Annotated in this window: 8 protein-coding genes; all 8 read right to left on the bottom strand. The window is 70.5% G+C overall.

What is annotated here, in order from left to right:
* Positions 1–27: 27 nt before the first annotated feature.
* Positions 28–495: a DUF3566 domain-containing protein gene (locus tag ACIP82_RS17320; protein ID WP_363613065.1), complete on the bottom strand. Its 468-nt coding sequence runs from the start codon at positions 493–495 to the stop codon at positions 28–30.
* A 424-nt stretch (positions 496–919) separates the two neighbouring features.
* Entirely contained in the window at positions 920–3544 is a 2625-nt protein-coding gene (gyrA, locus tag ACIP82_RS17315) for a DNA gyrase subunit A (RefSeq protein WP_400654097.1), read from the bottom strand.
* A gap of 56 nt (positions 3545–3600) precedes the next feature.
* The gene (gene gyrB / locus ACIP82_RS17310) at positions 3601–5625 is read right to left on the bottom strand and encodes a DNA topoisomerase (ATP-hydrolyzing) subunit B (protein ID WP_363613063.1); all 2025 of its coding nucleotides are present in this window, start codon (positions 5623–5625) and stop codon (positions 3601–3603) included.
* Between the two features lie 257 nt (positions 5626–5882).
* Positions 5883–6395 carry a DciA family protein gene (locus ACIP82_RS17305; RefSeq protein ID WP_363613086.1) on the bottom strand — a complete coding sequence of 171 codons (513 nt, stop codon included), beginning with the start codon at positions 6393–6395 and terminating at the stop codon, positions 5883–5885.
* 124 nt (positions 6396–6519) lie between these two features.
* The gene (gene recF / locus ACIP82_RS17300; RefSeq protein ID WP_363613061.1) at positions 6520–7653 is read right to left on the bottom strand and encodes a DNA replication/repair protein RecF; all 1134 of its coding nucleotides are present in this window, start codon (positions 7651–7653) and stop codon (positions 6520–6522) included.
* Positions 7654–7694: 41 nt separating this feature from the next.
* Positions 7695–8570 (bottom strand): phosphogluconate dehydrogenase (NAD(+)-dependent, decarboxylating), encoded by an 876-nt coding sequence (gene gnd / locus ACIP82_RS17295; RefSeq protein WP_363613059.1) that lies wholly within the window; start codon positions 8568–8570, stop codon positions 7695–7697.
* Between the two features lie 166 nt (positions 8571–8736).
* Complete coding sequence (gene dnaN, locus ACIP82_RS17290; protein ID WP_363613057.1) at positions 8737–9867, bottom strand: DNA polymerase III subunit beta; 1131 nt, start codon at positions 9865–9867, stop codon at positions 8737–8739.
* A gap of 929 nt (positions 9868–10796) precedes the next feature.
* Positions 10797–12671 (bottom strand): chromosomal replication initiator protein DnaA, encoded by a 1875-nt coding sequence (dnaA, locus tag ACIP82_RS17285; RefSeq protein WP_363613055.1) that lies wholly within the window; start codon positions 12669–12671, stop codon positions 10797–10799.
* Positions 12672–12981 lie beyond the last annotated feature (310 nt).

Raw genomic sequence — 12981 nt, 5'->3', positions numbered from 1 at the left:
ATCAGAAACCGGCCGGTGTGGCCGGGATCAGTCCTCCTCGGCCAGGGTCAGCTCGATGCCGCCGGTGAAGCCGGCCGCCGCGTTGTAGATGAACGCGGAGAGCGTGGACAGCGCGGTCAGCAGCACCACGTCGACCACCGCGATCAGCGAGGTGAAGGTCATCACCTTGCCGAAGCCGACGTAGTCCATCAGGTTGAGGCCGCCGGTGGTGTCCGAGCCGGTGACGTCCTTCAGGGTCTTGGTCAGCGAGTCGAAGACGCCGAGCGAGTCCAGCGTCATCCACAGCACCGCGGCCGCGACGATGATGATGATCCCGACCGCCAGCGACAGCAGGAAACTGACCTTCATGACCGACCAGGGGTCGGCCTTGGTCACCCTCAGCCGGGCCTTGCGGGTCCGGCCCAGGCCCGCTCCGGCCGGGGCCGGTGCGCCGGCCGGCCGACGCGCGGCGGCCCCGCCGGGAACGGGCGTACCGCCGGGCGGGGTGTTGCCCACCCTGGTCCCCCGGGGCGGCGTCGGCTGCCCCTTGGCGTACGTGGTCGGCTGCGAAAACCCGCCCTGCCCCGGCGCACCCGAAGCCGGCGGTGTCGGCTGACCGCCGTAGGTCCCCCCGCCGCCCTGACCCGCCGCACCGACCGGTGGCATCAGCGAGGTGGACGCGGCCGGGTGCTCGGCCGGCGGCTGCGGCCCGCCGTACCCCCCGCCGCCCTGTGCTGCGCCCGGACGGCCGCCGGTGGCTCCTCCCGCAGCACCCGTGGCTCCACTCACCTGGTCCTCCCGCACTTCCCGCCAGGACGGCTGCGCCGGCCTGCTTCGTCACTCGTCACCCCAGCGCCCGGCGGGATTGCCCGGAACTGGTCGGCGGCCGGTACCGCCGCGCCCTGTACGGACGCGGCGGTACCGGCCGACGCGATCGGGATCAGGCCTGGGCGTCCTCGCCGCCCGGCGCCGTCTCCACACCCTCGATACCCTCGGCCGACCCGGTGGACTCGGCGGACTCGGTACCCGCCGCCTCGTCCTCCGTGCCCTCCTCGTCCTCGGCCTCCGCGTTGCGGGCCATGCCCACCACCGCGTCGCGCTTTCCGAGGTTGATCAGTTGGACGCCCATGGTGTCACGTCCGGTTTCACGAACCTCGGAAACCCTTGTACGAATCACCCCACCCGAGAGGGTGATCGCCATGATCTCGTCGGTGTCGTCCACCACCAGAGCGCCGACCAGCGAGCCCCGGCCCTCGACGATCTTCGCCGCCTTGGTGCCGTAGCCGCCGCGTCCCTGGACACGGTACTCGTCCACCCCGGTGCGCTTGGCGTAACCGCCGTCGGTGGCGGTGAAGACGTACGTCCCTGGACGCACCACGTTCATCGAGAGCAGTTCGTCGTCCTCGCGGAAGGACATGCCCTTGACGCCCGAGGTCGCGCGGCCGGTGGGCCGCAGCGCGTCGTCGGTGGCGGTGAACCGGATCGACTGGGCCTTCTTGGAGACCAGCAGCAGGTCGTCCTCGGCGGAGACCAGCTCGGCACCGATCAGCTCGTCGTCCCGGCCCTGGTCGTCCTGGCGCAGGTTGATCGCGATCAGGCCGCCGGAGCGCGGGGAGTCGTAGTCCTTCAGCTGGGACTTCTTCACCAGACCGGCCCGGGTCGCGAGGACCAGGTACGGCTTGTCCTCGTAGGTGCGCACCGCCATCACCTGGGTGATGTGCTCCTCCGGCTGGAAGGCCAGCAGGTTGGCCACGTGCTGGCCGCGGGCGTCGCGCCCGGCGTCCGGCAGCTCGTAACCCTTGGCGCGGTAGACCCGGCCCTTGTTGGTGAAGAACAGGATCCAGTTGTGGGTCGTCGTCACGAAGAAGTGGTCGACGAGGTCGTCCTGCTTCAGCTGGGCGCCGCGCACGCCCTTGCCGCCGCGCTTCTGCGAGCGGTAGAGGTCGGAGCGGGTCCGCTTGACGTAGCCACCACGGGTGATGGTGACGACGATGTCCTCCTCGGCGATGAGGTCCTCGATGGAGAGGTCGCCGTCGGACGGGATCAGGGTGGAGCGCCGCTCGTCGCCGTACTTCTCGACGATCGCGGTGAGCTCCTCGGAGATGATCTCGCGCTGGCGGCCCGGCGAACGCAGGATCGCGTTGTACTCGTCGATCTTGCGCTGCAGCTCGTCGTGCTCGTCGGTGATCCGCTGGCGCTCCAGGGCAGCCAGGCGGCGCAGCTGCATCTCGAGGATCGCGTTGGCCTGGAGCTCGTCGATGGAGAGCAGGCCCATCAGGCCGGTGCGGGCGGCGTCGGCACTCTCCGAGGCCCGGATCAGCGCGATGACCTCGTCGATCACGTCCAGGGCGCGCAGCAGGGCGCGCAGGATGTGCGCCCGCTCCTCGGCCTTGCGCAGCCGGAAGGTGGTGCGCCGGACGATGACCTCGACCTGGTGGTTGACCCAGTGCCGGATGAAGGCGTCCAGCGAGAGCGTGCGCGGCACGCCGTCGACCAGGGCCAGCATGTTGGCGCCGAAGTTGGTCTGCAGGTCGGTGTGCTTGTAGAGGTTGTTCAGCACGACCTTGGCGACGGCGTCGCGCTTGAGCACGATCACCAGGCGCTGGCCGGTGCGCGAGGAGGACTCGTCGCGGACGTCGGCGATGCCGGCGACCTTGCCGTCCTTGACCAGGTCGGCGATCTTCAGCGCGAGGTTGTCCGGGTTGACCTGGTACGGCAGCTCGGTGATCACCAGGCACTGGCGGCCCTGGATCTCCTCGACCTCGACCACGGCGCGCATGGTGATCGAGCCGCGCCCGGTGCGGTACGCCTCCTCGATCCCGCGGCGGCCGACGATCAGGGCGCCGGTCGGGAAGTCCGGGCCCTTGATCCGCTCGATCAGGGCCTCCAGCAGCTCCTCGTTGGAGGCGTCCGGGTGCTCCAGCGCCCAGAGCGCGCCGGAGGCGACCTCGCGGAGGTTGTGCGGCGGGATGTTGGTGGCCATGCCGACCGCGATGCCGGTGGCACCGTTGATCAGCAGGTTGGGGATGCGCGCGGGCAGGACGGTGGGCTCCTGCGAGCGGCCGTCGTAGTTGGCGGCGAAGTCGACGGTCTCCTCGTCGATGTCCCGCATCATCTCCATGGCCAGCGGCATCATCTTGCACTCGGTGTAGCGCATGGCCGCGGCCGGGTCGTTGCCCGGGGAGCCGAAGTTGCCGTTGCCGTCGACCAGCGGCATCCGCAGCGACCACGGCTGGGCCAGCCGGACCACGGTGTCGTAGATCGAGGTGTCGCCGTGCGGGTGGTAGTTGCCCATGACGTCGCCGACGACGCGGGCGCACTTGTAGTAGCCCTTCTCGGGGCGGTACCCGCCGTCGTACATCGCGTAGAGCACGCGCCGGTGCACCGGCTTGAGGCCGTCGCGGACCTCGGGGAGCGCCCGGCTGACGATCACGCTCATCGCGTAGTCGAGGTAGGAGCGCTGCATCTCGGTCTCGAGCTCGATCGGCTCGACCCGGGACACGAAGGTGTCGGTGGCGGTGCTGGCGTCCGGCTGCTCGCCGTCGGGACGGTTGTCGTCGACCACTGGTGGTCAGTTTCCTTTCACGCGTGACTGGACTGTGCTGGCGGGGAGGGCCCCGGTCACACGTCCAGGAAGCGGACGTCCTTGGCGTTGCGCTGGATGAAGGAGCGGCGGGCCTCGACGTCCTCGCCCATCAGGACCGAGAACAGGTCGTCGGCACGGGCCGCGTCCTCCAGGGTGACCTGCATGAGCAGCCGGTGGGCCTGGTCCATGGTGGTGACCCGGAGCTCCTCGGCGTTCATCTCGCCGAGACCCTTGAAGCGCTGGATCGCGTCGTCCTTCGGCAGCCGTCGGCCGGCCGCGACGCCGGCCGCGATGGTGGCGTCCCGCTCGCGGTCGGAGTAGACGTAGTCGAAGTCGTCCTTGCCCCACTTGATCTTGTACAGCGGCGGCATCGCCAGGTACACGTACCCGGACTCGACCAGCGGCCGCATGAAGCGGAACAGCAGGGTCAGCAGCAGGGTGCGGATGTGCTGTCCGTCGACGTCGGCGTCCGCCATCAGGACGATCTTGTGATAGCGGAGCTTGGACTCGTCGTAGTCCTCCTGGATGCCGCAGCCGAAGGCCGAGATCAGCGCCTGGACCTCGGTGTTCTGCAGCACCTTGTCGATCCGGGCCTTCTCGACGTTCAGGATCTTGCCGCGGATCGGGAGGATGGCCTGGATCCGCGGGTCGCGGCCCTGCTTGGCCGAGCCGCCGGCGGAGTCACCCTCGACGATGAAGATCTCGCACTCGGCCGGGTCCTTGGACTGGCAGTCGCTGAGCTTGCCCGGCAGCGAGGCGCTCTCCAGCAGGCCCTTGCGGCGGGTCAGGTCACGGGCCTTGCGGGCGGCGACGCGCGCGGTGGCGGCCTGGATGGACTTGCGGATGATGTCCGCGGCCTCGTTGGGGTTGCGGTCCAGCCAGTCGTTCAGCTGCTCGTGGACCACCCGCTGGACGAAGGTCTTCGCCTCGGTGTTGCCGAGCTTGTCCTTGGTCTGGCCCTCGAACTGCGGCTCGCCGAGCTTGACCGAGATGATCGCGGTCAGACCCTCGCGGATGTCCTCGCCGGAGAGGTTGTCGTCCTTCTCGCGGAGCAGCTTCTTGTCCCGCGCGTAGCGGTTGACCAGGCCGGTCAGCGCGGCGCGGAAGCCCTCCTCGTGGGTACCGCCGCCGTGCGTGTGGATGGTGTTGGCGAAGCTGTAGACCCCCTCGGTGTAGGAGGAGTTCCACTGCATCGCGATCTCCACCGAGATCGCCTTGTCCTTGTCCTCCGCCTCGAAGTCGATCACCGAGGGGTGGATGACCTCGCCCTTGCGGGAGTTGAGGTGGGCGACGAAGTCGGCGATGCCGCCGTCGTACTTGTACGTGACGGAGAGCGGCCTGCCCTCCTCGTCCGCGTGCTCGGGGCGCTCGTCGATCAGCGAGATGGACAGGCCCTTGTTGAGGAAGGCCATCTCCTGGAAGCGCCGGGAGAGCGTCTCGAAGGAGTAGACGGTGGTCTCGAAGATGTCCCCGTCGGCCCAGAACGTGACCGTGGTGCCGGTCCGGTCGGTCGGCTCGCCCTTGACCAGCGGACCGGTCGGGGCACCCATCTTGTAGTCCTGGGTCCAGATGCTGCCGTCCTTGTGGATCTCCACGGAGAGCCTGGTGGACAGCGCGTTCACCACGGAGACGCCGACACCGTGCAGACCGCCGGAGACGGCGTAGCCGCCGCCGCCGAACTTGCCGCCGGCGTGCAGGACGGTGAGCACGACCTCGACGGCCGGCTTGTCCTGACCTGGGACGATGTCCACCGGGATGCCGCGGCCGTTGTCGACCACCCGGACCGCGCCGTCGGCGAGGAGCGTGACGTCGATGGTGTCGGCGTACCCGGCCATCGCCTCGTCGACGGAGTTGTCCACGACCTCCTGCACCAGGTGGTGCAGCCCGCGCTCACCGGTCGAACCGATGTACATGCCGGGGCGCTTGCGGACGGCGTCGAGGCCTTCCAGCACCTGGATGTTGCTACCGGTGTAGGTGCTCTCGGTCGCCTGGTCGGTCTGGTCTGGGGTCTGGCTGGGGTTGCCGGAATCGGCCACGAAGCGCCCTCTCTGGCACAGCACGGGCCGCATCCCCACCCCGTGTGGGCGGGCGTGCGACCACGGCGTTTCGACTCGGTTGCCACTAGCAACAGTGTTTGGCCTTCAGTCTACCGGTACGACTGACATAGATGGGCGTTTGGCAGCCCCTGAGGGCAGATACGCCGCCCTGAATCCCCTCTGCACGTGTCCCGATACTCGCCCCGGGGGCCCAGACCGCCTGGAAGGGCCGTCAGGGGTTCCGGAGGATCCCGGTCCGCTCGCGACCCGGCCGGCCGGACTCAGCCCCAGGTGTCGCCCGGCCCCTTGCTCCCCGGCGCGCGCAGCCGTCCGTAACCGCGTACCGGGGCGGCGGGGCCCAGCACCTTGATCACCTTGACCGTGCCATGGCCCAGCTCGTGGTTCAGGCGGGCCACCAACTGCCTGGCCAGCCAGCGCAGTTGAGTTGCCCATGCGGTGGAGTCGCACTGCACGGTGAGCACCGCTGCCGCGTCGTCGTAGGAGGTGGGCTCACAGTGCGCCGCGATGTCCGGGCCGACGATCTGGCTCCACCGGCCCATCACCCCGCCGACCGCCGCCGAGGACTCCCAGCCGCGCTCGGTCAGCAGCCGGTTCAGCGCGGCGCCCAGCGGCACCGGGTCGCGGCCGTCCGAGCGCGCTCCGCTGCGCAGCCCGTGCCGCTTCGCCTCGCGCTTCTCCCGGACCTGCTCGCCGCGCTCCCGGGCCTGTGCCCGGGCCGCCCGCAGCGCCGAGCGGGCCAGGTCGGCACCGGTCAGCCGGGCGCCGGCCGGCACCGGGCCGGAGGGCTTCGGGAAGTGCTCCGCCGGCTCGCTCACGGCGATCTCCTTTCCCCAGCCTGTGGACAACCGTCGCGGTCGCGCGCCGGTGAGCCGTCCAGCGTACGGGAGCGGCCGGACCTCAGGCGTCGACCCGGCGCACCGCGCCGTCCGCCACCGTGTAACGGGCCCCGGCCAGCGCCTTCGGCACGTCCTCGGCGACGGCCGCGGTGACCAGCACCTGCTCGCCGCCGGCGACCAACTCGGCCAGCCGGTCCCGGCGGGAGGCGTCCAGCTCGGCGAAGACGTCGTCCAGGATCAGCACCGGCTCCCCGCCGTCGGCGCGCAGCAGCTCGTACGAGGCCAGCCGCAACGCCAGCGCGAACGACCAGGACTCGCCGTGGCTCGCGTAGCCCTTGGCCGGCAGCGGGCCGAGCTTGAGCACCAGTTCGTCGCGGTGCGGCCCGACCAGCGTAAGCCCGCGCTCGACCTCCTGCTTACGGGCGGCCTGGAGGGCCCGCAGCAGCTGTTCCTCGGCCTGCTCCCGGCTGCCCGGCAGCTCGCCCTCGAAGGAGCTCCGGTACTCCAGCCCGATCTCGCCGCCGGCCGGCGCGAGCTGCCCGTACGCGGCCGCCACCAGCGGCTGCAGGGCAGCCACCAGCTGGATCCGGAAGGCGGTCAACTCCGCTCCGGCGCGCGCCAGATGGCCGTCCCAGACCTCCAGGGTGGAGAGGTCGGCACCCTTGCCGCCACCGGCCCGGCGGGCCATCGCGGCGGTCTTCAGCAGGGCGTTGCGCTGCTTGAGCACCCGCTCGTAGTCCTGCCGGACCCCGGCCAGCCGGGGGGCCCGGGCGGTCAGCAGCTCGTCCAGGAAGCGCCGGCGCTCGCCCGGGTCCCCCTTGACCAGGCTGAGGTCCTCGGGGGCGAACAGCACGGTGCGCAGCAGGCCCAGCACGTCGCGCGGGCGGACGTTGTCGGAGCGGTTGATCCGGGCCCGGTTGGCCTTGCCGGGGGTGATCTCCAGCTCGACCAGGGTGCTGCGGGCGCCGGCCAGCACCGAGGCGCGGATCACCGCCCGCTCCGCGCCGAGCCGGATCAACGGGGCGTCGGTGGCCACCCGGTGGCTGCCCAGGGTGGCGATGTAGCCGATCGCCTCCACCAGGTTGGTCTTGCCCTGGCCGTTGGGGCCGACGAAGGCCGTCACGCCCGGGTCGAGGGGTACCTCGGCCCGGGCGTAGGAACGGAAGTCGGCGAGCGACAGATGCGCGACGTGCATGGCTGTGGACTGCGCTCGCCTTCTGTGGAAAACCGGTGGGACTACTTGGACTCGACCGCGTGGCCGCCGAACTGGTTGCGCAGCGCGGCGATCATCTTCATCTGCGGCGAGTCGTCCTGGCGGGAGGCGAACCGGGCGAACAGCGAGGCGGTGATCGCCGGCAGCGGCACGGCGTGGTCGATCGCGGCCTCGACGGTCCAGCGGCCCTCGCCGGAGTCGGCGGCCCAGCCCTTGAGCTTGGCCAGGTGCTCGTCGTCGTCCAGGGCGCGGACGGCCAGGTCGAGCAGCCAGGAGCGGATCACGGTGCCCTCCTGCCAGCTGCGGAAGACCTCGCGCACGTCGGTCACCTCGGGGGCGGCCTCCAGCAGCTCCCAGCCCTCGGCGAAGGCCTGCATCATCGCGTACTCGATGCCGTTGTGGACCATCTTCGCGAAGTGGCCGGCACCGACCGCGCCCGCGTGGACGGAGCCGAAGTCGCCCTCGGGCTTGAGCGCGTCGAAGACCGGCTGGACCTTGGCGACGTGCTCGGCGTCGCCGCCGTACATCAGCGCGTAGCCGTTCTCCAGGCCCCAGACGCCGCCGGAGACGCCGCAGTCCACGAAGCCGATGCCCTTGGCGGCCAGCGCCTCGGCGTGCTTGATGTCGTCGGTCCAGCGGGAGTTGCCGCCGTCGACCACCACGTCGCCGGGAGAGAGCAGCTCGGCGAGCTCGTCGACGGTCGCCTGGGTGGCGGCCCCGGCCGGGACCATGACCCAGACCACACGCGGGCCCTGAAGCTTGGTGACGAGCTCCTGGAGGCTCTCGACGTCGGAGATGTCCGGGTTGCGGTCGTAGCCGATGACGGTGTGGCCGGCGCGGCGGATCCGCTCGCGCATGTTGCCGCCCATCTTGCCGAGACCGATGAGGCCGAGCTCCATGACCAAGTCCTTACCTGTGGTGACGTGCCTGCCGGCGGCGCCCTTGCCGCGCTGTCCTGAGCCTACGCGCTGAAGCGACAGGGCCTCCCCGCGGTCGGGCCGACCGGGGGAGGCCTTCCACAGGCTGTACACAGCCTGTGGGTAACGCGTGCGGCGCCGGCAGGGATCAGCCGGAGAGGCGGACCGGCATGATCAGGTACTGGTACGCCTCGTCCGCCTCGGCGTCCACCGAGGCCTTGCCGCTGAGCAGGGCCGGCTTGGTCGGCGTGGTGAAGCTCAGCTGGGCGTAGGCGGAGTCGATGGCCTTGAGGCCCTCCTCCAGGTAGCCCGGGTTGAAGGCGATCGAGATGGAGTCGCCCTCCAGGGAGGCGTCGATCCGCTCGGTGGCCTGGGCGTCGTCGCCCGAACCGGCCTCCAGGGTGAGGACGCCCTCCTCGAAGTTCAGCCGGACCGGGGTGTTGCGCTCCGCGACCAGCGAGACGCGCTTGAGCGCCTCCAGGAAGGGCTGGGTCTGGATCGCCGCGATGGCGTTGAACTCGGTCGGGAAGAGGCTGCGGAACTTCGGGAACTCGCCCTCCAGCAGCCGGGTGGTGGTCCGGCGGCCCGCGCCCTCGAAGCCGACCAGGCCCTCGCCCGCGCCGCCCGAGGAGAGCGCGATCGAGACGTTGTCGCCGCTGCCCAGCGACTTGGCGATGTCCTGCAGGGTCTTGGCGGGCACCAGGGCGACCGCGGAGATGTCCGGCTGCTCGGGCTTCCAGAGCAGCTCGCGGACGGCGAAGCGGTAGCGGTCGGTGGCGGCCAGGGTGATCCGGTCGCCCTCGATCTCGACCCGCACACCGGTGAGCACCGGCAGGGTGTCGTCACGGCCGGCGGCCACCGCGGCCTGGCTGACCGCGGAGGCGAAGACGTCTCCGGAGACGGTGCCGGTCGCGGTCGGCATCTGGGGCAGGGCCGGGTACTCGTCCACCGGGAGGGTGGGGAGGGTGAACCGCGAGCTGCCGCAGACCACGCTGACCCGCTGGCCGTCGGTGGAGATCTCCACAGGCCTGTTGGGAAGGTTGCGCGAGATGTCGTTGAGCAGCCGGCCGGAGACCAGGACGGTGCCGGCCTCCTCGATGTCGGCCTCCAGCTCGACCCGGGCCGAGACCTCGTAGTCGAAGCCGGACAGCGCCAGGCTGCCCTCCTGCGCCGTCAGCAGCAGGCCGGCCAGCACCGGCACCGGCGGCCGTGCCGGGAGGCTGCGGGCAGCCCAGGCCACCGCCTCCGCGAGGACGTCACGCTCCACCCGGAACTTCACCGGTAACCGCCTCCTGGATCGAGCGCTCCCGCTCGCAAGTCTGGTTCGTCTGGTCTTGATCGTCGGTTCGGCTGGCCGCCGAGCTCTGCCGCTCCGCTTCCAGTCGCCGAGGACAGTCTGACGTACTCCACCGACAGACGGGGCAGACGGGCGGAAGCAACCCGAACAGATGTCGGGGATCCGTTGTCCACAGATTTTGGCCCCACCCGCTTTTGAACGAGTCGATGGGTCTATAGGTGTAGCAGTAGTAGTAGGGCCTGTGGAAACCGTGGATAACCCCGTTCGCGCAGGTCAGGCCGGGTTTTTTGTCCACAGGATGTGTGGACGGCGGCTGTGGACGAACACGGCCCGCTGTGGACGGCGGAGCGTTACCCACAGGGCACGCTGGGTATCCACAGGTTATCCCCAGCGCTGTCCCCAGATCCGGCCCCGGTTATCCACGGGCGCCGGTCAACATTTCGTGACGCCTTTCACACCAGGGCATGAACGTGGGTACACGCTTGTCGAACTGTGGACGCGCCTGTGGACAACCTGGGGATAACCCCGCCCTCCCTGGGGACAACCGGTGGATAACCCGGACGGCCCGCTGACGGGACGCCAACTGTCCACACCCTGTGGATAACGGTTGTGCACAAGTCCACAGGCACCTGACCTGCGCGGAAGAGCGTAGCGGCGCTCAGCCTGTGGAGGAATTCTGGATAACTTCCGGCGCCCCACCCTGTGGACGGCGGGGAACCGGTCCAGCCTGTGGATTTCGGCCCTGCGCGCCGGGGCGGTTCGAATCCCCGGTCAGATGTTCGGCGCGGCCTGCGGGCTGGCGGAGCGTCCGTCGCAGGCATCCCTGCCCAGCCGGACGGCGGTACACACCTGTGGATACGCGAAAAGGGCGTCAGGACCGCTCCTGACGCCCTCCAACGGCCGTGGACGGCCTAGCTCTTGATGCGGTTGGTCAGTTCGGTGACCTGGTTGTAGATCGAGCGACGCTCGGCCATCAGCGAGCGGATCTTGCGGTCCGCGTGCATCACCGTGGTGTGGTCGCGGCCGCCGAACTGGGCGCCGATCTTCGGCAGTGAGAGGTCGGTCAGCTCCCGGCAGAGGTACATGGCGATCTGACGAGCCGTCACCAGCACCCGGCTGCGCGAGGATCCGCAGAGGTCGTCCACGCCCAGCCCGAAGTAGGCCGCGGTCTGCTGCATGATGACCTGCGCGGTGATCTCCGGTCCGGCATCCTCGTCCCCGCCCGGAATCAGGTCCTTGAGGACGATGCCGGCCAACTCCAGGTCCACCGGCGCCCGGTTGAGGTTGGCGAAGGCGGTGACCCGGATCAGGGCGCCCTCCAACTCCCGGATGTTGCGGGTGATTCGGGACGCGATGAACTCCAACACATCCGCCGGGGCGTTCAGTTGCTCCTGGATCGCCTTCTTGCGCAGGATCGCGATCCGGGTCTCCAGCTCCGGCGGGGTGACGTCGGTGATCAGCCCCCACTCGAAGCGGTTGCGCAACCGGTCCTCCAGCGTGATCAGTTGCTTGGGCGGCCGGTCCGAGGAGAGGACGATCTGCTTGTTCGCGTTGTGCAGGGTGTTGAAGGTGTGGAAGAACTCCTCCTGCGTGGACTCCTTGCTCGCCAGGAACTGCACGTCGTCCACGAGCAGGATGTCCATGTCCCGGTAGCGCTTGCGGAACGCGTCCGCCTTGCCGTCGCGGATCGAGTTGATGAACTCGTTGGTGAACTCCTCCGAGGACACGTAGCGCACCCGGGTGCCCGGGAAGAGGCTGCGCGAGTAGTGCCCGATGGCGTGCAGCAGGTGGGTCTTGCCCAGCCCGGACTCGCCGTAGATGAAGAGCGGGTTGTACGCCTTGGCCGGGGCCTCGGCGACCGCCACCGCCGCCGCGTGCGCGAAGCGGTTGCTCGCGCCGATGACGAAGGTGTCGAAGAGGTACTTGGGGTTCAGCCGGGCGGCCGGCTCGTCCTTGCGGGAGCCGCCGGCCGGGGGAGCGCCGGGCGGGGCCGGTACACCGGGGACGGCCTGGCGGTCGGTGGCGCGCTCGGCGCCGGACTTCTCCGCGGGGCGGCCGGGGGCCGGGCGCGGGGCGGGGGAGCGGCGGCCGGCCCCGGCCCGCGGCTGCTCGCCCGGCCCGGGGCCGTACGCGCCGCCGAAGAGGTCGCCCTGGGTGGTCGCGGGCGGCCCGGGCAGCGGGCGGTTCTCGCGCGGCGCCGGGCGGTCGGGCTCGGCCGGCTCGCGGTAGCCGGGCGCGGACTCGGGGTAGCCGGGGCCCTGCTCGCCGTAGCCGGAGTGGCCGGGGTGACCGGGGTGGTTCTCCCAGGACGGGGCGCTCTCGCCGCCGCCCGGCCAGCCCGGTGCTCCGCCCGGGCCACCGTAGGGCGCGGGGCGCTGCTCGTAGCCGCCGTAGCGGCCGCGCTCGTAGTCCTGCTCGTAGGGGCGCTCGTACGACGGCTCCCCGTACTCGCCGGCGTCCTCGCCGCCCGGGCCCGGGTACGGCTCGGCCGGTGCGGCGGGCATCGGGGTGGTGGGCACGGCGTTGGCGTCGACCATCACGGCGATCCGCACCGGCCGGTTCAGCTCGCGGCTGAGGGCCTCGGTCAGCTGCGGCAGCAGCCGGCCCTCCAGCACCTGCTTGGCCCGCTCGTTGGGGGTCGCCAGCAGGGCGGTGTCGTGCATCATCCACATCGGCTGGGTGCGCTGCACCCACTGCTTGTCCATCTCCCCGACATCCGGGTCGTTGACCAGCCGCTCGACGACTCTCGCCCAGACCGGGACGAGGTCGCTGTTGACATCAGCCACTGGTGCACGCTTTCTCGGTTCCCCGCGGCTCCAGCAGGGGGTGGTGGATCAAGAGACTGTGGATCGATGGGTCGGTTGTGAAGAACAAACCAGACAAGTCCTGCAACGGTAGTCAGCGAACAGGGCCGGATCAAGTCGTTGTCCACAGGCTGTGGGCAACGGCGGAGGCGTGAGGTCCCCGGCGGGGGCGGACGCGAACGGCCGGTTTGACCCTCGCGCCCCGTCCCGCGTACCGTAACCAGGTCGAGTTGTCGATGGCCGCTGCCGCATGTCCGCGGGTCCGCCCGCTCCATAAGGCGCGCAGCACGGG

Origin of the sequence: Kitasatospora sp. NPDC088548 (genome assembly GCF_044753005.1) — a bacterium.
In the GTDB taxonomy this organism is placed as follows: domain Bacteria; phylum Actinomycetota; class Actinomycetes; order Streptomycetales; family Streptomycetaceae; genus Kitasatospora.
This window is presented reverse-complemented; position numbering and strand designations above follow the sequence as displayed.